23 protein-coding genes and 1 pseudogene are annotated in these 23529 nt (G+C 71.7%); 11 read left to right on the forward strand and 13 right to left on the reverse strand.

The annotated features are described in order from the left end of the window. Positions 1 to 68: 68 nt before the first annotated feature. The 3 genes from tsaA to IPH07_00455 all read right to left on the reverse strand — a co-directional run bounded on the left by tsaA (position 69) and on the right by IPH07_00455 (position 2894). The gene (gene tsaA, locus IPH07_00445; GenBank protein MBK6915844.1) at positions 69 to 764 is read right to left on the reverse strand and encodes a tRNA (N6-threonylcarbamoyladenosine(37)-N6)-methyltransferase TrmO; all 696 of its coding nucleotides are present in this window, start codon (positions 762 to 764) and stop codon (positions 69 to 71) included. A gap of 55 nt (positions 765 to 819) precedes the next feature. Further along, on the reverse strand, positions 820 to 2016 hold the full coding sequence (locus IPH07_00450; GenBank protein MBK6915845.1) for a VWA domain-containing protein: 1197 nt from the start codon (positions 2014 to 2016) through the stop codon (positions 820 to 822). A gap of 158 nt (positions 2017 to 2174) precedes the next feature. Beyond that, positions 2175 to 2894, reverse strand: a complete 720-nt coding sequence (locus IPH07_00455; GenBank protein MBK6915846.1) for a TerB family tellurite resistance protein — start codon at positions 2892 to 2894, stop codon at positions 2175 to 2177. A 248-nt stretch (positions 2895 to 3142) separates the two neighbouring features. On the opposite strand from IPH07_00455, the gene IPH07_00460 reads away from it, so the two are divergent. Genes IPH07_00460 through IPH07_00470 form a run of 3 tightly spaced genes read left to right on the forward strand, consistent with a single transcriptional unit; the run spans position 3143 to position 5657 of the window. After that, complete coding sequence (locus IPH07_00460) at positions 3143 to 4375, forward strand: thioredoxin domain-containing protein (GenBank protein ID MBK6915847.1); 1233 nt, start codon at positions 3143 to 3145, stop codon at positions 4373 to 4375. Beyond that, on the forward strand, positions 4372 to 5085 hold the full coding sequence (locus tag IPH07_00465; GenBank protein ID MBK6915848.1) for a hypothetical protein: 714 nt from the start codon (positions 4372 to 4374) through the stop codon (positions 5083 to 5085). The genes IPH07_00460 and IPH07_00465 overlap by 4 nt, the downstream gene beginning before the upstream one ends. Next, entirely contained in the window at positions 5064 to 5657 is a 594-nt protein-coding gene (locus tag IPH07_00470) for a hypothetical protein (GenBank protein ID MBK6915849.1), read from the forward strand. The genes IPH07_00465 and IPH07_00470 overlap by 22 nt, the downstream gene beginning before the upstream one ends. Before the next feature lie 12 nt (positions 5658 to 5669). On the opposite strand, the gene IPH07_00475 is transcribed toward IPH07_00470, so the two are convergent. Next, positions 5670 to 6461, reverse strand: coding sequence for a hypothetical protein (locus IPH07_00475; GenBank protein MBK6915850.1), 792 nt, complete (start codon positions 6459 to 6461; stop codon positions 5670 to 5672). Positions 6462 to 6574: 113 nt separating this feature from the next. Here IPH07_00475 and IPH07_00480 point away from each other — a divergent pair, with 113 nt between their 5' ends. The 4 genes and pseudogenes from IPH07_00480 to IPH07_00495 all read left to right on the forward strand — a co-directional run bounded on the left by IPH07_00480 (position 6575) and on the right by IPH07_00495 (position 9219). After that, complete coding sequence (locus IPH07_00480; protein MBK6915851.1) at positions 6575 to 7294, forward strand: GNAT family N-acetyltransferase; 720 nt, start codon at positions 6575 to 6577, stop codon at positions 7292 to 7294. A 128-nt stretch (positions 7295 to 7422) separates the two neighbouring features. Beyond that, positions 7423 to 8427 (forward strand): annotated as a pseudogene (plsX, locus tag IPH07_00485) (phosphate acyltransferase PlsX). Position 8428: 1 nt separating this feature from the next. Next, on the forward strand, positions 8429 to 8638 hold the full coding sequence (locus IPH07_00490; GenBank protein MBK6915852.1) for a hypothetical protein: 210 nt from the start codon (positions 8429 to 8431) through the stop codon (positions 8636 to 8638). Positions 8639 to 8640: 2 nt separating this feature from the next. Continuing rightward, positions 8641 to 9219: an RNA methyltransferase gene (locus tag IPH07_00495; GenBank protein MBK6915853.1), complete on the forward strand. Its 579-nt coding sequence runs from the start codon at positions 8641 to 8643 to the stop codon at positions 9217 to 9219. Positions 9220 to 9238: 19 nt separating this feature from the next. Here the strand turns inward: IPH07_00495 and IPH07_00500 are convergent, their stop codons facing one another. Beyond that, the gene (locus IPH07_00500; protein ID MBK6915854.1) at positions 9239 to 10120 is read right to left on the reverse strand and encodes a hypothetical protein; all 882 of its coding nucleotides are present in this window, start codon (positions 10118 to 10120) and stop codon (positions 9239 to 9241) included. Between the two features lie 265 nt (positions 10121 to 10385). Here IPH07_00500 and IPH07_00505 point away from each other — a divergent pair, with 265 nt between their 5' ends. Continuing rightward, the gene (locus tag IPH07_00505; GenBank protein MBK6915855.1) at positions 10386 to 11849 is read left to right on the forward strand and encodes a nicotinate phosphoribosyltransferase; all 1464 of its coding nucleotides are present in this window, start codon (positions 10386 to 10388) and stop codon (positions 11847 to 11849) included. A 30-nt stretch (positions 11850 to 11879) separates the two neighbouring features. After that, a complete protein-coding gene (locus IPH07_00510; GenBank protein MBK6915856.1) occupies positions 11880 to 12563 on the forward strand; it encodes an isochorismatase family protein in 684 nt (227 codons plus the stop codon). 56 nt (positions 12564 to 12619) lie between these two features. Here the strand turns inward: IPH07_00510 and IPH07_00515 are convergent, their stop codons facing one another. Continuing rightward, positions 12620 to 13297 carry a Spy/CpxP family protein refolding chaperone gene (locus IPH07_00515; protein MBK6915857.1) on the reverse strand — a complete coding sequence of 226 codons (678 nt, stop codon included), beginning with the start codon at positions 13295 to 13297 and terminating at the stop codon, positions 12620 to 12622. A gap of 165 nt (positions 13298 to 13462) precedes the next feature. Between IPH07_00515 and IPH07_00520 the strand changes: the two genes are divergently transcribed. Then, entirely contained in the window at positions 13463 to 13939 is a 477-nt protein-coding gene (locus tag IPH07_00520; protein MBK6915858.1) for a CBS domain-containing protein, read from the forward strand. A 12-nt stretch (positions 13940 to 13951) separates the two neighbouring features. Here IPH07_00520 and IPH07_00525 read toward each other — a convergent pair whose 3' ends face one another. Genes IPH07_00525 through IPH07_00535 form a run of 3 tightly spaced genes read right to left on the reverse strand, consistent with a single transcriptional unit; the run spans position 13952 to position 18258 of the window. Beyond that, entirely contained in the window at positions 13952 to 14680 is a 729-nt protein-coding gene (locus tag IPH07_00525; protein MBK6915859.1) for a response regulator transcription factor, read from the reverse strand. Positions 14681 to 14737: 57 nt separating this feature from the next. Further along, complete coding sequence (locus IPH07_00530) at positions 14738 to 16594, reverse strand: HAMP domain-containing histidine kinase (GenBank protein ID MBK6915860.1); 1857 nt, start codon at positions 16592 to 16594, stop codon at positions 14738 to 14740. Between the two features lie 2 nt (positions 16595 to 16596). Then, entirely contained in the window at positions 16597 to 18258 is a 1662-nt protein-coding gene (locus IPH07_00535; GenBank protein MBK6915861.1) for a von Willebrand factor type A domain-containing protein, read from the reverse strand. 124 nt (positions 18259 to 18382) lie between these two features. Between IPH07_00535 and IPH07_00540 the strand changes: the two genes are divergently transcribed. Beyond that, positions 18383 to 18718 (forward strand): hypothetical protein, encoded by a 336-nt coding sequence (locus tag IPH07_00540; GenBank protein MBK6915862.1) that lies wholly within the window; start codon positions 18383 to 18385, stop codon positions 18716 to 18718. Positions 18719 to 18735: 17 nt separating this feature from the next. On the opposite strand, the gene IPH07_00545 is transcribed toward IPH07_00540, so the two are convergent. From IPH07_00545 to IPH07_00560, 4 genes are all read right to left on the reverse strand, one after another. Continuing rightward, positions 18736 to 19167: a DUF4281 domain-containing protein gene (locus tag IPH07_00545; GenBank protein ID MBK6915863.1), complete on the reverse strand. Its 432-nt coding sequence runs from the start codon at positions 19165 to 19167 to the stop codon at positions 18736 to 18738. Next, positions 19164 to 20036 (reverse strand): hypothetical protein, encoded by an 873-nt coding sequence (locus tag IPH07_00550; protein ID MBK6915864.1) that lies wholly within the window; start codon positions 20034 to 20036, stop codon positions 19164 to 19166. The genes IPH07_00545 and IPH07_00550 overlap by 4 nt, the downstream gene beginning before the upstream one ends. Before the next feature lie 73 nt (positions 20037 to 20109). Continuing rightward, complete coding sequence (locus tag IPH07_00555; GenBank protein MBK6915865.1) at positions 20110 to 20694, reverse strand: TetR/AcrR family transcriptional regulator; 585 nt, start codon at positions 20692 to 20694, stop codon at positions 20110 to 20112. 30 nt (positions 20695 to 20724) lie between these two features. Beyond that, positions 20725 to 23472, reverse strand: a complete 2748-nt coding sequence (locus IPH07_00560; protein ID MBK6915866.1) for a protein kinase — start codon at positions 23470 to 23472, stop codon at positions 20725 to 20727. Between the last annotated feature and the right edge of the window lie 57 nt (positions 23473 to 23529).

Consider the following 23529-nt stretch of genomic DNA (forward strand, 5'->3'; position numbering starts at 1 on the left):
GCTACGACGGCGATCGGTGAGCGGTCGCCCGGTCACGCCGCTTCGTCGCCCCGACGTCAGGGGCCGACCTAGCGGCGTTCGCCGTTTCTGGCCGGCCGTAGCTCGACCACGCAGGCGCCCTGCGCGTCGACGAAGAACTGCACGTCGTGCTCGCCGTACGCGAGGCCGTAGTGGCGGGAGCCGTCGTGCTCGCCGCGACGATGGCTCGGCCGCGGGTCCAGCTGCAGCAGCTGGACCAGCGCGCGACGCAACGCGTCGGGGTCGTCGCGGCCGTCGAGCACCGCCTGCGCCGCCGGACTGAAGCGAACCGCCAGCGGCGGCCCGTCGTCGCGCGGCAGCCACCCCACCTCGGTGCCGTCGAGGCGATCGACGGCGGCGACGTAGGGCTTGATGTCGAGAATCGGCGTGCCGTCGGCGAGGTCGCAGCCGGCGATCACCAGGCAGAGGCCTTCGATCGCCACGAGTCGCACCGCCGACAGCCCGATGGGGTTGGGGCGGAACGGCGAACGCGTGGCGAACACACCCATGCGTCGATCGCCACCGAGGCGGGGCGGTCGCACGGTCGGGTGCACCTCGTCTGGCGTGACGCGATCGAAGACGAACAACAACCACAGGTGACTGACCGACTCCAGCCCGCGCAGCGCCTCGGGCACCACGCGGGCGGGGTCGAGCTCGATGCGCGCGGTGATGTCGGTCAGCGCGGCCTGGCGCGGGATGCCGAACAGCTCGACGAACGGCGTGCGCACGCGTCCGATCGCGGACATGAAAAACCCCGCGACGGGCGCGGGGTCCTTGGGGGGCTCGGGGGCGTCGCTCACGTCATGGGCAGTTGTAGTCCACCGTGACGGTGCCGCCACCCTGCAGCGCCTCGCAGGCGCTGCCACACAGCTGCACCGCGTCGAATGGCCCCGCCGGGTTCGTGTAGGCCCAGCCGTCGCCGGACTTGCAGTCGGCGACCGGGGACTGGGCCACGCCGTCGACGCTCACCGACACGAGGTCGGGGAAGTCGGGCAGGTCGGGCAGGCTCACGCTGCACTCGATCTTGTTGGCGACTTGGTCGAGCGCGTCGGCCAGCTCGAGCTCGTTGAACGCATTATAGAAGTGGTCGACGCCGGGCGAGGGCACGCCACCGGCATCGGCGACCGTGGTGAGCGCCTCGTAGGGGTTCACGGCCGGCTTGGTGCCGAGCTCGTCGAGGATGTTGATGCCGACCACGTAGGTCGGGATCGAATGGTCCTGCCACGCGGCCGCCACGGTCTCGGGCACGTGCTCGTCGTAGACGAACAGGGTGTCGGCGGGCGCCTCGCTGGGATCGCAGTTGGCCGCGCCGTCGGTGATGAGCAGGATGACGCGCGGCGCGTCGGTGGGCAGCGTCTCGAGGTGGGCGAGCGCGCTGTTCAGACCCGCGGTGGTCGGCGTGCCGCCGGAGATCGAGAAGTCGCCGGCCGGCGGCATCGAGGCCAGGATTGCAGCGCCGGTGCCGGTGGCGACCTCGACCTCGGGCTCGGGGTTGACCAGACACGAGAACGCGTTGGTGGGCTCGTCGAGCCACGCGTCCGCCGATGGGAACAGCTGCGCGCCGAACTCGATGCGATCCGCGAACTCGCTGGTGAGGGTCTCGACGACGTTGTAGAGGCTGTTCCAGCGCGAGATCTCGGCCGTCGACGGATCCGCGTCGTGGTCCCAGAGGTTCGACATGCTGCGCGACTTGTCGAGCACGAGCATCACCCGCGGGGCCTTGGGCTCGAGCACGAACTGGTGCTCGCCCTGCTCGCACGACGGCCCGCCCGACGAGCTCTCGCCCCCGCTCGACGACTCCGCCGAGTCACTCGCGGCGGTGCTGCTGCTCGATCCATCCTGCTCGCCCGCGTCGGCCGAGGCGTCGGTGTCGGTGGCGTCGGCGCCCGAGCTGCTGTCGCCCGAGCCGATCGAGGCGGACGCCGAGTTGGAATCGGAGGCGGCCGGGTGGCCACAGGCGAGGGCGAGTGAGACTGCGAGAAGCGAATACCGTTGCATACATGCACCCCGTTCGACGCCCATCGTCTTACGCGACGACCGGGCCCCACGGAAGCGCCGCAAGTGCATGGATTCACTTGCAGTCGAGCGATGCGGAGACGACGCGCCCGTTGGTGCGCGGGCCTACGGCCACCGGCGAGGGCGATGCGCGGCTTCGATCAGTGGAACCAACGGTCGACGTGCTCGGCCGGTACCGACGCCGCCCACGCCAGGTCCACGAGGCGTCGACGATGTTCGTCGCTGCGCGGCAGACGGGAGATCGCCACCACCGATCGCTGCAGCGCGGCGATCCGGCGCGCGCGCGACATGCCGGCCACCGCGGCGGCCGCCTCGTCGCGGGTGCACGGCGCCATGGCGCGACCGACGAGCTCGTCGCGCAGCGCCTGCTCGCAGGGGGTTGCCCACAGCGCGTCGGCGACCGCAGCCCGCACGTTGCTCGGCGCCGGCGCGCCGTTGCCCATCACCCATGCCAACACGCACGCGACCCCACGCGCGAACTCCTGCTCGGCCGAGCTCCACGCCTCGCGCCAGTACTCGAGCTGCAACGGCTCGACACCCATCGTTGCGGCCAGCCGCTCGAGCATCGCGGATTCCTCCGGCGTGCGTTGGCCGTCGACGACCGCCATCACCCACGCGCCCTCGAGCAGCTCGCGATGCGACTCGGCCGGCGGCGGTTGCAGCACCGCGAGCAACTCCTCCAGACGCGTCGCGTCGCTGATCGCGGCCATCCACGCGCCGTACTCTTCGCCGTCGAGATCGTCGCTGCCCTCGAGCACGTTCATCAGCCGCTCGCACTCGCTGCCGTCGAGCACGCCGTCGGCGTGCGCGACCAGCCCGCTGCACACCAGCGTCCACTGTTTGATGGGGTCGAGCGCCACCTGGGCATCATAGCCCAGGCGATCGAGCTGCCACCTCCCGTCGCGCCGCCGGGGATCTCGCGGTAGCGCAGCTCGCGGCCGCGACGGTGGCGCGGCCCTCCGCGACCGCCCGGGTGCGCCCGATCGGGGTGCGGCGCCTGCAGTGCGCACCTCTTTGGCGGTGTGCGAGGGCTCGCCCGGGGTCGACGACCGCACGCGGGTCACCCAACTCTCTCCCCGCCTCGCATATCATGGCGGCCGGAAGCGACATGCCCGGACGAATCCATGTAGTCATCCTGCTGCTCGCGGCCGCGATGGGCTTGGCGTTCGCGTCGGTCTCCACCTACGACTTCGCGCAGCACCTCGATCGACAGATGCACGAGCTGCACTGCTCGTTCATCCCCGGCCAGCACGGTGACGCCGCAGCGGGCGAGACCCAGGGCTGCCAGGTCACGCTGATGAGCCCGTACTCTTCGGTGCTGCGCAGCATGGTCTGGGGCGGCATCCCGATCACGTTGCCGGCCATGGCGGTGTTCGCGTTCCTGCTGTTCCGCGGCGTCGATCTGTTCGGCCGTCGTGGGCGCGAGCGACGGGCCGCCGCGGGATTCCTGTTCGCGGCCGCCGCGATCCCGGTGGTCGCCTCCGGTGTGATGGGCACGATCGCGTTGGTGCAGCTCGAGGCGGCGTGCAAGGTCTGCATCGGCATCTACGGCGCGTCGTTGGTGTCGCTGCTGGCGGCGGGGCTGTGCTTCGCGAGCTTGCGGCGCGCGGTCGACGAGGAGCCCGACGACGCCAGCGATGGCGGGGCCGGCAAGGTGTGGCTGATGGGCCTGCTGCAGCTGGCCGCCTTCGTGGCGGTGCCGGTGCTCGCCTACGTGGCGCTGATGCCCGACTACTCCCGCTACGTCGGCACCTGCGGCAAGCTGGCCGACAGCGCCGATCCCGGCGGCGTGATGGTGCCACTCGACGCCAATGCCGGTGCACCGGTGGCGATCGAGGTGTTCGATCCGCTCTGCCCGGCGTGCCGCGCCTTCGATCGCAGCGTGGTCGATGCCAAGCTCGATCGCAAGATGCACCGCATGGCGGTGCTCTTCCCGCTCGAGCAGGAGTGCAACTGGATGGTCGAGGGCGCGGTCCACCCGGGTGCGTGCACCGTGAGCGAGGCGATCCTCTGCGCGCAGACCTCCAACGCCGTCGCGCCCGCGCAGGTCATCGAGTGGGCCTTCGCGCAGCAGGACCAGATTCGCGCCGCCGGCAAGACCGATCCCGCGGCGCCCAAGCGAATGGTGCTCGAGCGCTTCGGTGAGCTGTCGAGCTGTCTCGGCAGCGCGGAGGTGCAGCAACGGCTCAACAAGTCGCTGCGCTGGGCGGTCGATCATCACATCCCGGTGTCGACACCGCAGCTCTACGTCGGCGGCACCAAGCTGTGCCCCGAGGACACCGACCTCGGGCTCGAGTACAGCCTGTCGCGCATGCTCGCGCGCCAAGGAGGACAGCCATGAATCCGATGATCACGCGCGTGCTGATCGGGGCCGCGTGCGCCGGGCTCCCGACGCTGTTGGCGAGCAGCTGGGTGGGCGGCGCAGGGCGACGGCTCGAGCGCATCGAAGCCGGTGAGAACGTCGGCGACGACGCTGCGTCGGGCGAGGTCGCGGTCGCCGAGGCGGCCGACCGCGCCTACTGCAACGGCGACCTGCGCAAGATCCTCCGGCGCGTCCTCAAGAGTTGTGGCCTGCTCGGCGAGGGCGAGGTGCGCGGCTGCCAGCCGGTGCAGGCCAAGAGCGTCGCGACCATGGCGGGCGCCGACTTCAACGCGCTGTTCCTGCCGCTCGAGGACCGCGCGGGCATCATCCAGTTCGACAAGGACTCGTCGGAGCTCGACGGCCAGGACATCGCGCTGCTCGATCGCATCTTCGCGGCACAGGGCGGTGCGAGCTACTTCTTCGTGGTCGCCCGCAGCTCGCCGGAGGGTGCCGCCGAGCACAACCGCCAGCTCTCGCAGGCCCGCGCCGACGCGGTGCTCGCCCACCTGCGCACGACCTTCAACGACCCCGACCTCGACAAGGAGGTCGGGTTGCTATGGCTGGGCGAGGAGTACGCCCAGCTCGAACAGGATTTCTGCCGGTGGACCCGCAGCGGCAAGGCCGAGTCATGCAAGCCCAAGGACCTCAACCGCAGCGCGTTCGTGGCATGGATCGACTGCCGACTCTGATCGCGCTGACGAGCCTCGCGGCGGTGCTTTCGTGCGACGGCGACGCGCCGCCGCCAGCGAAGTCGGGCGGGCGCGTCGACGCGGTCGTCGCGAAGGCGCCCAAGGTCGATCTCGACGGCTTCTGCGATGTGCATCCCAGCGCCGACGCGGCGCCGAAGTTTGCCTGGCCCACGCTCGCCGCGGAGGCGCCCAAGGCGACCGCCGGTTGGCGGTGGATCAACGTGTGGGCGACCTGGTGTCGGCCGTGCGTCGAGGAGCTGCCGATGCTGGCGGGCCTGCGGAGCTCGATCGCGGCCGATCATCTGCCACTCGAGCTGACCTTCCTGTCGGTCGACGGCGAGGCGGAGCTGGTCGCCAGGTTCGCGAAGGATCATCCCGGCACCCCGGAGGGCCTGCGGATCCGTGACGCCGCGACGCTGCCGCAGTGGCTGACCTCGATCGGGCTCGACGAGAACAGCGCGCTGCCGATCCACCTGTTCGTCGACGACCAGCAGCGGATCCGCTGCGTGCGGATGGGCGAGGTCGAGGCACGCCACTACGAGACCGTGCGCGGCCTCGTGCGCGGCGGCTGACGTCTGCTTCGATCAGCGCTCGCGCTGACCCAGGCCGGTCATCTCGGAGGTGCCCCAGCCCCAGAAGCGCTTGATGCCGGGGCTGCGCTTCGCCAGCTGCTCGACCACGCGGAAGCCGTCGCCATAGCCGGGGAAGGTGTCGACCAGTGCGATGTCGGCGGTGAGCTTGGGAATCTCCTCGAACGCGTCGCCGATGATGACCTCGAGCGGCTTGCGCACGTGCGGGCGAATCGCCGGCAAGATCCATTCGGCGAGCTCGCGATCGATTTCGACGACCACGATCTTCTTCACCTGCAGCCGCTTCGACACCTCGATGAGCTGATGACCGAGGCCGAGGCCCGCGATCACCACCTTGCCGCGGGCCTGCCGGGTGCCCGGCCGCAACGTGAGGATCTCGCCGGGCGTCAGCGACATCCACGGCGCCTCGTTCCACTTGCCCTCGCCGGGCGCGGGGTCCTCCTTGGCCTGGTACAGCGCCGGGATGATGACGTCGCTGTCGAACACGACGGTGCCGACCTCGGCGCCCCACCACGTGAGCAGCGGATGGCCGGCTCGATGCAAGCGCACGCAGTAGCGGAAGCGCCCGCCCGGCGAGTCGACGTACATGCCGCGGTCCAGCTGATCCACCGGTGCGTCCGACGCGACGACGCCGGCGAACAGCTCGAGAACCTCGTAGGTGTCGCCGATGATGTCGAGCTGGTGCGCCCACTTGATCGCGGGTGTCCACGGCACGCACGAACTCAGGCGACGACGGTAGTCCTCGGCGATCGCGTTGGCCTGCGCGGGCGTCAGTCGTACGGGCATGGGCGTCGCAGCGGCCGCCACAGTCTAGCAGTCCGAGGGACGGGGGCGGCATGGGCTGCGCGCGCGCGTCGACGGCCCGGCGGCGCGTCGCCGATGGTAAGCTGACGGATGCGGTGAGCGCCGACGACACCTCGAGTACGCCAGAACCCGCGGCGTGGGTGGAGGACCTCACGCTCTCGACCGGGGAGCGCCTGCGCATGCGGCCGCTGCGACCCGACGACAAGCAGGCCATCGCGACCGGACTCGCGCGGCTGTCGACGCAGTCGCAGTACCTGCGCTTCTTCACCGCCAAGACGCGCTTCACCGACGCCGAGCTGCGCTACCTGACCGAGGTCGACGGCTGGAACCACTACGCCATCGGCATCGCGCGCCTCGAAGACGACGGCACCGAGGGCGAAGGCGTGGCGGTTGCCCGCTTCGTGCGGCTGCCCGACGACCCCGAGGTCGCCGAGCCCGCGATCGCGGTGGTCGACGACATGCAGGGGCGCGGCCTGGGGCGTCGCTTGATGGAGCGCCTCGTCGAGGCCGGACGCGAGCGCGGCATCACGCGCTTCCGCACCGAGTTCCTGGCCGTCAACAACTCGATGAAGGATCTCCTCGAGGGCTTGTCGCCCGAGGCGCGCTTCGTCAGCGAGGGGGCCACGGTGGTCGGCGAGTTCCCGTTGGTCCGCCGCGAGCCCGAGATCGAGTCGCGCCGCTGGCCGCTCTATGAGTGGCTGCGGCTGTCGGCCAGCCGCGCGGTCGAGCTGCGGCGGTGGTTCGAGATGATCTTCGATCGCGAGTGGTTGCTGGCGCAGCTGCAGCGCCTCGCACCCAGCCGCAGCAAGGAGTGACCGACGGCACCGGCCGCCCGGCGCCTGCGTGCCGCGGCCGCGAGGGCGGGCGAGCGCCGCGGAGGGCCACGGCTGCCGTGCTACGCTCGCGACCCGTGGCCGCGCCGATCCGAGTGTTGCTCGATGCGATGGGGGGCGACCACGCGCCCGCCGAGACGATCGCGGCCGCGGCCGAGATCAGTCGCACCACCGAGATCCACGTGGTGCTGTGCGGCGACCCCGACGCGATTGCGGCCGGTCTCGCGCGCCACGAGCACGCCGCCGAACGCGTCGAGGTCCTGCCCGCCAGCGGGGTCATCGGCATGGACGAGAAGCCCCGCGAGGCGCTCGAGGCCAAGCCCGACGCGTCGCTGTGCGTGGCGATGCGAGGACTGCGGGACGGCCGCGCGGACGCGTTGGTGTCGGCCGGCTCGACCGGCGCGCTGGTGTTGGCGGCCGCAACCTGGGTGCCGCGCATCGAGGGCATCGATCGCGCCGCGCTGGCTGCGGTCTACCCCACGCCCGAGCGTGGTGCCAACCGCGACCGCTTCGCGCTGATGCTCGACGTCGGCGCGACCGTGCACTGCCGTCCGAAGGACCTGCTGTTCTTTGCGTACATGGGCCACGCGTACGCCAGTCGCATCAGCAAGGTCGAGCGGCCCAGCATCGGGCTGCTGAACATGGGCAGCGAGGCGACCAAGGGCGGCGAGACGTTGGTCGAGGCGCACCGCCTGCTCTCGGGGGAGTAGCGGCTCGGCTTCGTCGGCAACATCGAGGGCAACGACATCCCGCTGGGCAAGGTCGACGTCGTGGTGTGTGAAGGGCTGCTGGGCAACGTGACCCTGAAGATGGCCGAGGGCACCGGTGAGCTGTTCCGCAACCTCGGGCGCTGGGCGTTCAAGCAGAGCCTGCTGTGGAAGCTCGGGCTGCTGCTGCTCTCGGGAGGTCTGCGTCGCCTCAAGCAGGTTACCGACTACAGCGAGTACGGCGGCGCACCGCTGCTGGGGTTCGCGCGCCCGATCCTGAAGGCCCACGGCCGCAGCAGCGCGCGAGCGATCGGCAACGCCATCAAGGTCGCGGCCAAGGCCGCGCGCGACGGGGTCTGCGAGGAGATCGCGCGCTCGGTCGCCGACTTCGAGGCGCGGCAGGGCTGACGTGGCCACGACCGTGCTGCCCGACGACCCGCGGCTGGCGCTGTTGCGTGGGCTCGGTCGCGGCGCGGCCAGCAGCGCCGACGTGCTCGTGCTCGAGGGCGAGCTGGTGCTCGCGCGTGCGCGTGCGGCCGGCGTCGTGCCCAGTCTCGTGGTCGCCGCGGCCAGCGTTGCCGAGCGCCTCCGCCCTTCGACGCGCGCACGCAGGTGCTGACCATGGACGAGCGTGCGATCGGCGAGCTCGCCGGCTTCGAGTTCCATCGCGGTGTGTTGGCGGTCGCCGAGCGGCCGGCCGCGACGCCCCCGAACGCCGCGATCGCAGCGCTGCACGAGCGCCCGCGGCTGCGTCTGCTCGCACTCGATCGCATCGCCGATGCCGCCAACCTCGGCGCCGTGCTGCGCTGCGCGCGGGCGTTCGACATCGGTGCGGTGCTGCTGGGGCCGGGCTGCGCGGACGCGTGGTCGCGTCGCTGCCTACGGGCCTCGATGGGCCATGGGCTGTCGCTGTCGTGCTCGCGGGTGGACGATCTCGCGGCCGCAATGCAACGATGCCGCGTCGTGCTGCCGGGGTTGCGGTGGTGGTCCACCCGCGGCGACGGCGACGCGCCCCCGCTGGGCACGATTGCGGCACCCGATCGACTCGGCCTCGTGCTCGGCAACGAGGGCGACGGCGTATCGACGGCGGTCACCACCGCCTGCGACGCCGCCGTGCGCATCGCGATGGCCGCCGAGGTCGACTCGCTCAACGTCGGCGCCGCCGCTGCGGTGCTGTTGTGGGCGCTGCGGATGGCCTAGCAGCCCGAACGCGCCGCGCTCACGGCACGTGGATCTCGACGAACTCGTACACGAAGTTGCCGGCGCCGGTGGGGTCGGCGACCTCGGAGATGAAGGGCACGCCCGGGGTCCCGCCGCTGGCGGTGCTCGAGCCCGGGGTCGCGTCGTCGTTGGGGAACAACGTCACGTCCCACGCGGCCGCACCGTTGCCGTCGGCGTCGTTGCGGGCGCTCCCGGTCGACAGGTCGAGTGCCGGCGTCGGGCCATCGACCAAGGTGGTGTCGGGCATGCGCAGCGCGTAGGTCTCGGCGCCGTTGATGCTGGGGAACTGGTCGATGCCGTCGAGGTACGTCACGTCGCTGCCCCAGTTCACCGCCCAGAAGTTCTGGAACGCGCCGGGGGAGGCGTTGCGACCGATCACCAGGGTGCCACCCGAGGACACGACGGTGCCATCGGGGATCACGAACTCGCGATCCGACGCGGTCTGCACCACGACCCAGCCCGAGAGATCCACGTCCTGTCCGACGCCGGAGTCCATGCCCCCGTCGCTCGAGCTCGAGCCGGCCTCGGTGGTCACGCCGCCCGAGCTGCCGCTGCCTTCGCTGCTGGCGTCGGTCGGGTCGCCGGTGCTCGCGTCGGATGTCGCCGGCGCGGTGGTGCCCGAATCCGCCGCCGTGGCGTCGCCGGTCAGCGAGGTCGCGGGTGCGTCGTCGGATCCACCGGTCTCGCCGGTGCCGGTCTCGGCCTCGCCCGCGCTCACGGTCACCGACGCGGTGCCACCGTCGTCGGAGCTCTCTGCACCGCCGATGTCGTCACCGTCGCCGACGAAGCGGCTCATGGGCGCGCCCGCACACGCGGAGATCACCGTGGAGATCGCGGTGAGCCGCAGGGCATCGCGGAGCAATGGGTTCGTCGGGCGCATCGGGGTCTCCTCGGGCACACCGTAGTGCTCCCAGGACGTACATGGGTTCGCGGGGTTGCGCGGGTTCGGCCGTGTGCTCGCTCATGGGCGCGATACGGCCCCCAATGGGCCCTGGCAGCGCGAATTCGACGACGCGTCCGCACGCGGTCCCGGCCGCGTGGGCCGCCCTCGGGCGGCGGCCGACGCGGATTTGTGGCACACCCGAAAGGTCGGCGTGGGGCGAGCCACCGCGCCTGAGGTCGTCCCCCCGCGAAAGCCCGCCACATTGTCCACGCCCCTGCTCACGGATGCCTACAAGTTCTCGATGGCACAGGCGGGCTTTCCGCTGCGGCGCGAGACGTTCTACTTCTCGTTTCGTCGCGGCGGCCTGCAGTACATCCCGATCGATCTCGTCGCCGAGGTGCGCAGCCTGCTGGCGGACCTCGTGGGGACCGACGCCGATCACAGCTTCGCCCGCAATCATGGCTACGGCTTCACCGATGCGATGTCGACCGCGCTGCTCAACCCCGCGGCGGTCGAGATCGAGGCGGTGCCCAAGGGCGCGTGGGTGTGCGAGCGCGAGCCGATCCTGACCATCACGGGCCCGAGCTTCCTGGTGTCGTGGCTCGAGCCGATGCTGCTGTGGCTCAACCATCCCATCCAGCTCGCGACCGCGCTGCGCAGCGTCGATGGTCCCATCGATCCAGCGTGGGTGACCGCGACCTGCAATCAGCACGCCGCCCTCATCCGTGCGGCGCTCGCGGCCGCGGGGCGCAGCGACGTCGAGGTCGTGCACGAGCAGGACGCCTACGCTGCGCGCGTGCGCGAGACCGTGCGCGCGTTGGTCGGCGCGGTGGGCGACGCCGATCGGGTGTTCGAGGTCGGCATGCGCTCGGCGGTGTGTCCCGAGCAGCACCGGCTCGCACTGCAGGCTTGCCTCGCCGAGGGTGTCACGCGAACCAGCAACGTCGCCCTCGCGCACGAGCTCGGCATGATTCCGGTCGGCACGATGGGCCACGAGCACGTGCAGCGCTGGGGTGCCGATCTGCCGGCGTTCCAGGCCATGCGGGACATGCGGAGCTCGGCCCCGAGCTACCTGCTCGATACCTTCGACACCATGGGCTCCGGCATCAAGGCCGCCGTCGCGGTCATGCGCGAGCGTGCGCACGCGTGCGCGATCCGCTACGACTCCGGCAACAAGTTCATCCAGTACCTGCACGCCTGCGAGCTGCTGCGGGAGGAGGGGCTCGAGCCGACCCACGTGCTCGAGGACGGGCTCGACCTGGAGGCGACGGTGCACTTCGAGCGGCTGCGCGAGTTCACGGGCTGGTCCGAGCGCGCGCAGGTCTATGGCTACGGCGGCTCGATCGTCGCCGCGCCGATGAGCAACCCCTTCACCCGTGACCGCGTGAGCGCGGTGTTCAAGCTCAGCCAGACCGGCAACGAGCCGCGCATGAAGTTCGGCAACGAGACCGGCGCGGGCAAGCAGAGCGTACCCGGCCGGCCGGTCGCGTGGCGACGGCTGCGGGGCGAAGGCCCGGTCGGCATCATCGGCCAGGCCGGCGAGACCCCGCCGGAGAACTATCTGAGCCTCGCCGACGAGCCCGATGCGCTCGAGCGGCTGCGACTGTGCAACGTGCTCGACCTGCGGCGTGCGCTGCAGGTGCCCCCCGGCGACCGCGTGGTGCGGCTGTCGCCCGCGACCCAGGCGCTGGTCGCCCGGGTGCGCGCCAACATGCCCGCACTGTGACGCGCCGATCCACCGACGAAAGGTCCCGCCATGAAGAGCATCATCGTCGACGTCGACAGCCAACGTGACTTCATGCTGCCCGACGGGGCGCTGTTCGTCGCCGCGGATGCCATGGTGCGCATGGCGATCGCGCGGGTCTTGCAGCACGCGCAGCGCGAGGGGCAGCCGATCCTCGGCTCGGTCGACTCCCACGCGTGGGACGCCTGGGAGTTCCAGCCCAACGGTGGCCCATTCCCGCCGCACTGCATCAAGGGCTCACCGGGGTGGCTGCGGGTCTTCCACGACGTGCCCAAGCGGACCCGCTTCGTGCCGATGCAGGGGGTCGACGGTGGTGTGCACAACCTCGTGGGCGAGCGCAGCAAGGGCGCCGGCAACCGCACGCTCGACGCCGATGCGCTGGCCGCCGAGGCGCTCGATGGCGTCGGTGTGTACTTCGAGAAGGAGGTCTACTCGCTGTTCGCGAACCCGGCCGCGGCGCCCGTCGTCGCGGCGCTCGTGCAGGCGCTGGGGGGCGTGGAGGCCGTGCGATTCGACGTGATCGGGTACTGCACCGGTGGCTACTGCGTCGATGCGGCCGCCACGGGGCTGCGCAAGCTCGGCTACAACGTCCGGGTGCTCGCGTACGCGACCGCGCCGATCGGGGGCGCCAGCGCAGCGGATCGCTCGGCCGCCGATCTGCAGGCCCAGGGCATCGAGTGGGTCATCGCGCCGTAGTCGAAGCGCGCCGCCCCCACCCCACGTGGGTGGGGTGAGGGCGCTGCGCTCGCGGGCTACTGCGCGAAGCGACGCGCACGCTTCTGCTTGCCCTTGGTGCCCTTGCTGGCCTTGCCAGCGCCGGTGCTGACGGCCTTGGCCTTGCCAGTGGGGCCCTTGCCGCGCGTGGCGGCGTCGCGCTTGCCGTGCTTACCCTTGCCGCCGCTGCCGTGGCCACCGAAGACGGCCCGCATGCCGCGGCTCTCGATCATCGCGGCGAGCTTGGTGCGCTGCGTGGGGTCGAGCATCGCGTTCAGCTCGACGAGGCCCTTGGCCATCGCAGCGTCGCGATCACGCTGCGCCTCGTGACGCTTCGCCAACAGCGCCTCGACCTTTGCGGCGTCGAGCTTGCCGCTGCGGACCATGCTCGCGAGCTCGCGCTGTGCGGCCTCGCGGTCCGCCTTGCCCGCCGCGTTGCGCTCGTGCAGCGACGTACGCAGCGCAGCGATCTCGGCGGCCTGAGCGTCGGTGCAGGCCAGCGCCTCGCAGAGTCCACCGACGCGGCCCTGGGCCTTGGCCTTGCCGGGCCGGGCGGCGTCGGCGGGGGCGACCACGTTGGTGGTGTCGGCGCTCGCGAGCGATGCGGCGCGACCATCCGCGGCAACGAGCGAGAGCAGCGCAGTGGTGACGATGAGGGGCAGGCGGGCGAAGAACATTGTCTTGTCCTTCCTTTCGCTGGCCTTCGACGGCAGCACGTCGCGCTCCAATCGTCGTGGCTTCGAAAACCGACCCGCCTTCGTGGTAAGCCGCGGGTCAACCGCCGGCGAAGCGATGCGCGCAGGCTTTGCTGAAGCGCCGTCGCGGCCGCCGACGACACGACGGTCGCATCGCGCGGGGCATCAGGCCACACTTGGGTGGTCATGCCCGCCGATGCGATGCCCCTGGTGATGGAAGTGATGACCCGTGAGGTCTTCGCGGTCGCCCCTGACACGAGCCTCGAGACTGCGGCGCGCCTGCTGACCGAGCGCCGCGTCAGCGGCGCGCCGGTGATCGACGCGCAACATCGCGTCGTCGGGGTCATCAGCCTCTCCGATCTCGCCGATCCCGATCGCACGCCGTCGGAGGATCCCGGCTACCCCGTGTTCTACCGCGTCACCGACGGCTGGACCGACGAACTCGGCGACCACGCGTGGTCACGGCCAGGCTGCGTGCGCGATCTGATGACCGCGGCGGTGATCTCGGTGCCCGCGGACGCCACGGTGGTGGAGGCCGCGAATCGCATGCTGCAGCTCGGTGTGCATCGCCTGCTGGTGGTGCACGGCGAGCGGCTCTCGGGTGTCGTCAGCACCGTCGATCTGCTGCGGGCGTTCGCGCGTCTGCACGGCGGCGACGGGTGAGGCCGCGGCACGTCACGAGCGGCGCTCGACGTCGAAGCGGTAGCCGATCCCTCGAACCGCGCGGATGTTGAAGCCGCACCCCTCGCGCCAGCCGAGCTTGCGCTTGAGGCTGGAGATGAAGTTGTCGACCGTGCGCTGCTCGACGACGATGCCGGTGCCCCACACGCGATCGAGGATGGTCTCGCGCGCGAGCGCCTCGCCGACGTGATCGACCAGACATACCAGCAGGTCGAACTCGGTGCGGGTGAGCTCGATCTCCTTGCCGCCGCGGGTCACGACGCGGGCCTTGCGATCGATGCTGATGTCGGCGATGCGGTCAGGTCGTGCGGTCGGGGCGGGTGCGGCTGCCGAGCTGCCGCGCCGAGCCAACGCGCCGACCCGCGCGAGAAGCTCGCGGAAGCGGTAGGGCTTCGCGAGGTAGTCGTCCGCGCCGGAGTCGAAGCCGCGCACGATGTCGTCCTCCAGCGTGCGTGCGGTCAGCATCAGGATGCCGGCCTGGCAGCCGGCCTGACGTAGCTGCTTGCAGATCGAGTAGCCGTCGCCGTCGGGCAGCATGATGTCGAGCACGACCACCGCGAAGCTGCGCACCGCGGCGGCCTGCAGCGCAGCCGCGGCCCCGGCGACCGCGTGCACGCCGTAGCCCTCCTCGGTGAGGTTGTCGGCCAGGGCGAGTCGCAGGTTCTCGTCGTCCTCGACGACCAGGACCTGCACGGCCGCGTTGTGTTCGCCGGTGGGCGTCATCCGGTGCCTCGCGTGGGGACGATGGGCGCAAGCGTAGCAGAAGCCGCGCCGCGCGGGTCAGTCCTCCCGTAGCAGCGAGCGCGGGAACTCCAACGCAAAGGTCGTGCCCGCGCTGCTGCTCTCGACGATGCGGATGGTGCCGCCGTGGGCGATCATGGTCTTGCGGCAGATGGCGAGACCCAGGCCACTGCCGCGGGAGCGCTGCATGCCGTGGCCACGGTAGAAGTCGTCGAAGATGCGTCGGTGATCGCGTCGGGGGATGCCGACGCCGTTGTCCCGCACCGTCACGCGGAAGACGCGACGCAGGCCACGGCGAGCGATGACGGCGTCGACCTTCAGCTCGACGTCGTCGTGTGCACAGTAGCTGCACGCGTTCTTGCCGAGGTTGCGCAGCAACAGGCGCAGCAGCTCGGGATCCGCCCGTAGCCACGCGCGCTCGAGCTGGTGCACCGTGACGGTGACACGCTTGCTGGACCACTGCTGCAGCTCGCGACCGACGTCCTCGACCAGCGCGGCGAGATCGACCAGCTCTGGACGAGGGCGCCACCGACCCTTGTCGAGGCGGTTGAACGACAGGATGTTCTCGACCAGGAAGTTGAGGTCGTCGATCTCGCGGATCATCCGCGTCGGGTAGTCGCGCGCCGCCGGTAGGCCGGCGGTGCGGCGCTCGATGGTCTCGGCCATGAGCCGCAGCGACGCCAGCGGCGTGCGGAGCTCGTGGGAGACCGTCGCCACGAAGTCGTTCTTGAGCTCGACGAACCGCTGCTTGCGCGAGGCCAGCACGGTCGCGAGCACGACCGCGACCAGCGCGAGGCCGAAGCTACCCACCAGGAACACGCTCTTGATGCGGTAGTTGTCGCCGGCCTGGGCGATGCCCGCGGCGAAGCGCGGCGACGTGACCTGGATCGGCAGGCTGGCGATGGGCACGATCGGATCGGTGAGCACCGGCATGTCGAGGCGGTCGTCGGGCTCGATGAGCGCACGGCCCCGCATCTGCTCGTCGATCACGGCCATGAGCGCGTCGACATCGACCGCGGTGCCGACCACCGCGCCGTAGGCGTCGGTGCGCGCGTACCAGCGCCCGCCCAACACCAGCGAGGGACCGTCGAGTGCGACCGGCATGCGCAGCGGGGTGCTGAGCGGCTCGGCCATGCGATCACGGAAATCCGTGACCTCGGTGCCGGCGCGTTCCGACAGCGCCGCGACGCGCTCGGCGAGGAAGCGGAAGTCGGCCTCGGTGAAGCGGTCTCGTCGCCGTAGCAGCGCCGGCTGCAGACCCTCGACCACGACGATGCCGCCGTCGCGCAGACCGCTACGCAACAGTGCACCGAGCAGCGTGAGGTTGGGCGCCGCGCGGTCGACCAACTCGTCGAGTGCGGCGATCATCGATGGCAGGTCGAGCGTGCTGTCGATGACGTAGCGGGTGCGGTGCCGCAGCAGGTTGCGAAACGCGCGCTCGATCGGACCGTGTCCGCCGCCGCGCATGGCCTCGTGCAGCTCGCGGTGCAGCTGCAGGCGCTCGGCCCACGGCGACGTCTTGTCCGGCACCGCGATCTCGTAGCCACCGCGCAGCGCGAGGTAGAGCGAGCGCGCGGGGGTCGCGTCGCCCAAGGCAAAGCTGACCGGCCGTGGGAAGCGCTGGCGGCCGTCGACCACCAGCAGCAGGTCGGCGGTTGCCGCGAGTGGATCGTCGAGCGCGCGGCTGATCTCGTCTTCGGCCGGGTGGAGCTCACCCTCGAGCAGCTGCTCCAGGGTCCGCCGCGCGTACTCCTGCAGCGCGCCGCGCTCGGCATCGACGCGTGCGGTGGCCTGGTCGCGCTCCGCGACGAAGATGCCCTGCAGCGAGGCCAGGCCCCACAGTAGGGTCAGCAGGCCGGTCGAGAGCACCAGCAGCGTCGGCAGCAGCCGTCGCATCGCTACTGCAGCACCGGCATGCGGTCGAAGTCCAGCTGCGAGCCGGCGACGTCGCGATCGGGGACGGGGAGGCGTCGGTCGATGCGCGCCGCGGTGTCGATCAGGTGACCGAGCTCGGCGATCTCGGTGCGCCCGCGCCAGGCCTCGTCGAGCGCCAGGTACCACTCCTGGATCTGCCGCCAGGGCAGGTCGCGCACCCAGTAGGAGCCGCGCAGCTTCTCGGCCAGTGCGGCCACCACGAGCGCGCAGCGGGTCGCGTCGCTACCGGGTGAGGACGGGTCGGGTCGCATCGCGAGCGGTTGGATCACTTCCCGCGCCAGGCCGGTGTGCGGCTGGCGGTAGCGCAGCCGCAGGCGCCCGAACGGCGCAGTGGGCTCGCCGCGGAACTGCAGCTCGTAGAGCGCGGTCACGGCGTGACCGGGGCCGATTTCGCCGGCGTCGGTGTTCTCGCTCGCGAATGCGTCGGACGAGAGTCCGCGGTTCTCGTAACCCAACAGGCGATAGCGGGCGACCGAGGCGGCATCGAACTCGAGCTGCAGCTTCGCGTCGCGGGCGATGACCTGCAGGGTGCCGGTCAGGTTGCGCACCAGCACCCGCTCGGCCTCGCCGAGGCGATCGAGGTACTCGTAGTTGCCGTTGCCACGGTCGGCGAGCTGCTCGAGCAGCACGTCGTCGTAGTTGTCGACGCCGACGCCGAGCGTGGAGATGTTCACGCCGCGCTGCGCGGCCTCGGCCACGTGATCGAGCAGCTCTTCGGCGGCCTTCGGCCCCGAGGTGACCACGCCGTCCGAGAACAGCAGCACGCGGTTGATGCCGCCGTCGATCATGCCCTTGGTCGCGAGCTCGTAGCCCAGGCGCAGGCCGGCGTCGACGTCGGTCGAGCCGGCCGGTGCGAGCTTGTCGATCGCCGCGAGGATGACGTCGGTGCGATCCCCCGCCGTCGGCTCGAGGACGATCTCGGCGGTGCTCCCGTACGAGACCAGCGCCAGGCGATCGCGCGGACCCAGGCGCGAGGTGAGCGATGCCAACGCGTCCTGCACGAGTCGCAGGCGGGCATCGAGCGCCATCGACGACGAGACGTCGACCACGAACACCAGGTTGGCGGGGGCCCGGTCCTTGCCGGCGACCTCGCGGGCGCGCAGGCCCACGTGCAGCACGTAGTAGCCGTTGCGATGCCCAGACGGCACCAGATCGGTGTAGAGCGCGAAATCCTCGCGCTCGGGCAGGGGATAGCGGTAGTCGATGGCGTTGAGGAACTCCTCCACGCGGATCGCGGACTCCTCTGGCATCTCACCGCGGTCGAGATAGGCGCGCGCGAGCGTGTACGAGGCGGTGTCGACGTCGAGGGCGAAGCTCGAGATCGACTCCTCCTCGGTGTCGATGGTCGGGTTGATGCCGTAGTGCTTGAAGTAGGTCTCGGTCAACGCCGCCGGCGGGAGCACCGGCGCGGCGGCGTCGAGCGGGGGGTCCTTGCTCGTCGAGCTGGCCGCGGTCGCGGCCCCGGGCGCGCGTGGTCGCAGCGGTGCCCGCGTGCGCCCGATGGTGACAGCGCCCGGCGACCCCGCCTCGACCTCGGTCCGCGCCGCCGCGTTGGGCGGCGATGACCGCGAGCATGCGGCCAGCGAGAGCAGGCCCGCGAGGGCGGCGTGGCGATGTCGACCCATGGGCGTCCTGCACCATCTTGGCCCGTCCCCGGCGCCGAAGAAAGCCCTGACGCGTCATGGTTCGGCGGGGGCGCCGTAAGTGGTGGCCGTGCGCCGGCGTTCGGGATCGTCGGAGATGACTGCGATGTCCTTGCACCTCGTTGGATGGTTGATCGCGCTCGGCACCGCACCCGCCGACGGCCTCGACGCCCCCGGACCGGCCTCGCGCATCGAGTCGATCACGCCCGATCTCGACGGCAAGGGTGGGGTGATGCTGGTGCAGCCGTTCGCGCTCGCCGACAGCCGCGCGCGCTTCGCCTACGGCGCGAAGCGCTGCCACGGTGCCAAGATCGACGCCGCGGTGGTGGAGCAGATGTTCCAGGCCATGCGCACGCGACAGGGCGTGACCGTGGTGGCTGCCGCGCGGGAGTCCGCGCCCGATCTGCCGTGCCTGGGCGAGATCACGTTCTTCGCGCCGTGACGGATGCCGTGGTCCTCTTAGAGCGCCGCGGCCTCGCCGGCGCGGGCGCGGGGTCGCAGCAGCAGGTGCAGCGTCAACCCCAGCGGCCCGAGCATGAGCACGAAGAAGAGGATCGGCGAGCCCAGCCACGGCGACATGCCGCGCGCACGCGCGTCGGCCCACGCCCAACGCCCCACGAAGGCATCGAACGCCAGGAAGTGCGCCCACGCGATCGTGGCCCCGCGCTCGGTGCCCAGCAGCCGTGCGATCGTGTCGAGCCGCGGGCGCATCACCAACGGCAGCACGCTCGGTAGCTCCGGTAGCACCAGCGCGACGTAGACCGCTGCGATCGGGGCCAGGACCCACGGCGACGACAACAGCCGCGCCGTGATGCGCCGGGTCGGCAGCAGGATCATCGCGAACCACAGCGGCATCACCAACAGCGCCATCGCGTCGAAGACCGCGCTCATGGCAGCACCTGCCCCACGTCGCCGGTGCGCACCCGCGGGAGCCGTCGCGCCGTTGCAGCGACCGCCGCGGCAACCACCGTCACGGCGGCGAGCGTGACTGCCAACGAGCCGAATGCCCAGCCCACCAACGCCGCGATCACGAGCAGCGTCGAGCCGACCACGCGCCACAACGCGGTCGCGGTGCTGGCCGGTGCACGACCGGCCCACCACCACGCCAGCGCGGCCGTGAGCTGCGGGCCGTGCAGCCCCAGCGCGTGGGCCGGCACCAGGGCGCGGGCGGTCGCGATGCCGCCGGCGTCGCCGAGGGCCCGCATCGCGCTGCCCAGGCCGGCGATCGACACGCCGACGAGGAGCCCGACGTCGAGCAGCACCAGGCCACCGACGATCGCGGCGCGCCGCGCCGGGTCGAGCGCGGGGTTGCGCCACGCGGCCCGCGTCCACGACACCACCGGTAGCGACGCGACCACGATCAGCGCACCCATGGCGTTGAAGACCGCGGCGTCGAACGGCGTTGCGGTGTTGAAGTGCGATGCGACGCCGCGCCAGCGCTGCATCGTGATGAGCCCGATCTCCAGTGTCATCGCGACGCCGTAGATCCATGCGCCGCCCGTGCGCCCGCGCGAGGCCGGCACGCCGCCCAGTGCCCATGCCAGCGACGCGGTCGTGATGGCCCCCGAGAGCCCGAAGACGATGGGCTTTCGCCACGACACGTCGCCCGCCCACGGACTGGGATCGAGCCACCACACGATCACGTGCAGCAGGCCGGCGCCGGCGTAGAGCCCGGCGAGGACGAGCAACCATCGTTGCTCGCGATCGAGTCGTGCAGGACGCAGGCGCAGGTGGTCGATGGGATTGGGGCGGATCGGCATCGCTGGATTCTCCGATAACGTTGTTATTGCTGGGGCGTGGAAGGTGGCGTCGGCACGGGGCGGTCGCGAGCTGCTAGCCGCGGAGTCCGGCGACGATGAAGTCGAGCATGTGCTCGAAGGTCGCGTCGGCGCGCTCGGCCGGGATCACACCGGCGAGCTCGAGCTGGACGATGCCGTGGGTCGCGGCCCATACGTCGAGCGCGAAGGGCTCGATGTCGCGGGCTGGTCGGTCGAGCGCGGCCATCACCTTGGCGATCGCGACCGTGAGGGCTTCGAACGCACGCGCGGCCGAGCCCGGCACCGCGACGCTCGGTTCGCAGCGCTCGAACAGCAGCCGATAGGCGTCGGGGCGGGCGCTGGCGAAGCTGCGGTAGGCGTGGCCCAGCGCGCGAAGGTGCTGCCACGGGTCCGCGACCTCGACCGCTGCGAGCGCGCCGGCGAAGCCCGCGAACGCGTGCTCGAGCACCGCGTCGACCAGGCCTTGCTTGTCGTGGAAGTGGGTGTACACGACCATCGTCGACGCGCCGACCTGCTCGGCCACGCGCCGCACCGACAGCGCCTCGGGGCCGCCCTGCGCGAGCAGCTTGGCGGCGGCGTCGAGGATCGCCAGCCGCAGATCCACGCGGACGCGGGCGGTCGCGGGACGTCGGGCCGGCACGGGGTGGTTATAACACCGTTATATTTCGCGTCAAGCGGGTGGCTGCGGCAGCGCGGCGAGCCAACCGCGCAGCGCCGATGCCCGGGCCGCGGTCGCGGGCGCGTACTCGAACAGGTCGATCGCGATCTCGGCGGCCTCGCGCACCCGGGGGTCGGTGGGGTCGAGCTCGGCGCGCAGCTCGGCGAGCCGCTGCGCGAACGGTCCCAGGGTGTCGACGTCGACCTGTGACATCAGCAGGCCGGTCTCGAGATCGGCGATCGCATCGGCGCGTCGCCCCTGCGCGGCCTCGATCATGCCACGCCAGCCGACGAACGCGATCGGGCTGCCGACCGCGAGCTCGCGCGCGCGCTGGAGCGCAGACGCGGCGCGCTCGACCTCACCCGCCTGCAGCAGGAGGTCGACCTCGGTGAGCCGTGCCGCATCGGCGACGTCGCTGCGATCGTCGGCGTTGGTGAGCCGTTCGCCCAGCAGTGCGAGGCCCGATGCGCGACGACCCGCGGCGAACTCGACCCGGGCCAGCGCCGCCGTGATGCGGAGCTTCGGCCACGGCGCGGCGTCGTTGGCCAACATCGTGCGCAGGATCGTCGCGGCCGCGTCGTGCTGGCCGAGCGTGGTCAGCAGCGTGGCACGGTCGAGCTGCAGCGCGGCGGCGCGACGCGTGCGACCGGTGCGGGCGTAGTCGTCGGCGAGCACGGCCAGGCAGGCCTCCTCGACCGCGGGGCCCTGCGCGCCGCCGATCACGATGCAACGGGCAGTGCGGGCCCGCAGCGTGCGACCGTGGTCGGCTCCGGCGGTCGCGGTCAACCGCTCGATCACCCCGTCGAGCGCTGCGATGGCGTCGTCGGAGCGGGCCGAGCCCGCGAGCGCCAGGGCGTGTTCGAGCTGCAGCTCGAGCACGCCGGGGTGAGCGTCGCCGTGGCGGAAGCGATGCAAGGCGATGGCGCGCGCGTAGGCCTCCTCGGCGTCGTGCCAGCGTCGCGCCAGTCCACTCGACGACGCGACCTCGCGCAGCAGCGCCAGCTCGGCGTCGAGGTCGGCCGGGTCGGTGTACTCGGCCGCCTTCGACAGCGCCGCCTCGGCGTCGGCGTGGCGGTCGGTCGCGGACATCGCCCGTGCATGCGCGCGCCACAACGCCGCCCACAGCGGCGCGGGGTCGCCGGCGCGGTGCAGCAGCGCCTCGGCGAGCTCGAACCACGTCGCGGCCGCCGTGACACCTTCGCGCTCGGCCACCACCGCGTGGAGCAGCGCGGCCACCTGTACCGCGTCGGCGAGGTTGTCGGCGGCGATCGACGACCACAGCACCGCGCGCAGCTCGTCGGCGGCGATCGGTCGCGCCTCCTGCAGGCCGATGCGGCTCTCCAGCAGTCGCAGGCCCGCGTCGCGATGGGCGACGGCGCTCGGGTCGAGCTCGTCCCGCAGGCGCTGGAGGCCGTCGAGCGCGGTCTCGGCGAACCCCGCCGCGGCCTGGGCCGACGCCACCTGCATGGCCCAGTCGATCGCCGCAACGCGCTCGCGCAGCTGCGGATCCTCGGGGCTCGCGGGCCGCAGTCGCAGCAGCGCCGGATCGTCGCATCGCGCCATCGTCTCGAGCCCGTCGAGCGCGTAGGGCCACACCAGCGGCGGCACGTCGTGGCTGAGCAGCGCCTCGCGGGTGACCGCGATCGCTTCGTCGACGCAGCTGCGTCGCGCCGACAACAGCTCGGGCCGCGCCTCGGGGGCCGCGTGCTCGGCGACGCACAGATCGGTGGCCAGCACCCGCAGCTGCGCGAGGTGGGCGAGCATGCGGGGCTCGGCGTGGGCGGCCTCGTTCGGCAGGTCGAGCTCGATCGCGGCGCAGGGGTCCTCGGCGGGCGCGCGCAGCTGCAGCCCGAGCGCGAGTGCACCCGCCGCGACGGCGCCGGTGAGCAACACCTGCCGGGTGCGGCTGCGACGGCCCCGCGCGAGCGCCTGCGCGAGCTCGTCGAGCGACGCAAAGCGATCGGCAGGCTCAGGCGCGGTGCCCCGCACGACGATGCGTTGCAACCACGGCGGCACGCGACCCTCGAACCGGGGGGGCCACGCGGCGGCGCGACGGCCTTGCAGGACCTCGTAGAGCGACGCACACAGGCCGTACTGATCGGCGCGGGCATCGACGGCGCGACCTTCGATCTGCTCCGGGGCCATGTACGGCGGGGTCCCGGCGGCCGCCTCGGTCTCCGACCCAGCCGCGGTCGAGCGCGCGATGCCGAAGTCGACCACGCGGGTCCGTCCGTCGTCGCCGATGACGATGTTGTCGGGCTTCACGTCGCCGTGGCGGATGCCGGCGGCGTGGGCGGCCGCCAGGCCGTGGGCGGCGGCCAAGAACACGTCGACGACCTGCGGCCATGCGCGCCGCCCGTCCGCGCCGGCCTGCATCCACGCGCGGAGGTTCGGTCCGCGCAACAACTCCATCACGACGAAGCTGTGGCCGTCGTGGCTACCGACCTCGTACACCGTGACGACGTTGGGGTGCATCAGCCGCGCGAGCGTGCGGCCCTCCTCGAGCAGCGCGTCACGGGTGTCGTCGTCGACCGAGCGCAGCAGCTTGATCGCGACCTTGCGCTCGAGCTGGGGGTCGTACGCTTCGTAGACCGTGCCCATGCCGCCGCGCCCGATCGGCGTCAGCAGGATGAACCGGCCCATGCGGACCGCGGCGTCGTCCTGCTCGAGCAGCTGCGCACGCAGCCGCGCCAGCCGCACCGCGTCCTCGACCTCGTCGACGTCCGGACGCAGCCGGCGGATGCCCGGCACGACCGACATGGCCGACTGCAGCGTGTCGTCGCCGCGGGCATCGGGCGGGCGACGCGTCTCGGGGCC

The sequence above is a fragment of the Deltaproteobacteria bacterium genome, from assembly GCA_016709225.1.
In the GTDB taxonomy this organism is placed as follows: domain Bacteria; phylum Myxococcota_A; class Polyangia; order Nannocystales; family Nannocystaceae; genus Xiheibacterium; species Xiheibacterium phototrophicum.

Bases quoted from the DNA above. Each gene is read 5' to 3' on its own strand.
- tsaA (MBK6915844.1), bottom strand. From the start codon at position 764: ATGTCCGCGATCGGACGCGTGCGCACGCCGTTCGTCGAGCTGTTCGGC.
- IPH07_00450 (MBK6915845.1), bottom strand. From the start codon at position 2,016: ATGCAACGGTATTCGCTTCTCGCAGTCTCACTCGCCCTCGCCTGTGGC.
- IPH07_00460 (MBK6915847.1), top strand. From the start codon at position 3,143: ATGCCCGGACGAATCCATGTAGTCATCCTGCTGCTCGCGGCCGCGATG.
- IPH07_00465 (MBK6915848.1), top strand. From the start codon at position 4,372: ATGAATCCGATGATCACGCGCGTGCTGATCGGGGCCGCGTGCGCCGGG.
- IPH07_00470 (MBK6915849.1), top strand. From the start codon at position 5,064: ATGGATCGACTGCCGACTCTGATCGCGCTGACGAGCCTCGCGGCGGTG.
- IPH07_00475 (MBK6915850.1), bottom strand. From the start codon at position 6,461: ATGCCCGTACGACTGACGCCCGCGCAGGCCAACGCGATCGCCGAGGAC.
- IPH07_00495 (MBK6915853.1), top strand. From the start codon at position 8,641: ATGGACGAGCGTGCGATCGGCGAGCTCGCCGGCTTCGAGTTCCATCGC.
- IPH07_00500 (MBK6915854.1), bottom strand. From the start codon at position 10,120: ATGCGCCCGACGAACCCATTGCTCCGCGATGCCCTGCGGCTCACCGCG.
- IPH07_00510 (MBK6915856.1), top strand. From the start codon at position 11,880: ATGAAGAGCATCATCGTCGACGTCGACAGCCAACGTGACTTCATGCTG.
- IPH07_00520 (MBK6915858.1), top strand. From the start codon at position 13,463: ATGCCCGCCGATGCGATGCCCCTGGTGATGGAAGTGATGACCCGTGAG.
- IPH07_00525 (MBK6915859.1), bottom strand. From the start codon at position 14,680: ATGACGCCCACCGGCGAACACAACGCGGCCGTGCAGGTCCTGGTCGTC.
- IPH07_00530 (MBK6915860.1), bottom strand. From the start codon at position 16,594: ATGCGACGGCTGCTGCCGACGCTGCTGGTGCTCTCGACCGGCCTGCTG.
- IPH07_00535 (MBK6915861.1), bottom strand. From the start codon at position 18,258: ATGGGTCGACATCGCCACGCCGCCCTCGCGGGCCTGCTCTCGCTGGCC.
- IPH07_00540 (MBK6915862.1), top strand. From the start codon at position 18,383: ATGTCCTTGCACCTCGTTGGATGGTTGATCGCGCTCGGCACCGCACCC.
- IPH07_00545 (MBK6915863.1), bottom strand. From the start codon at position 19,167: ATGAGCGCGGTCTTCGACGCGATGGCGCTGTTGGTGATGCCGCTGTGG.
- IPH07_00550 (MBK6915864.1), bottom strand. From the start codon at position 20,036: ATGCCGATCCGCCCCAATCCCATCGACCACCTGCGCCTGCGTCCTGCA.
- IPH07_00560 (MBK6915866.1), bottom strand. From the start codon at position 23,472: ATGTCGGTCGTGCCGGGCATCCGCCGGCTGCGTCCGGACGTCGACGAG.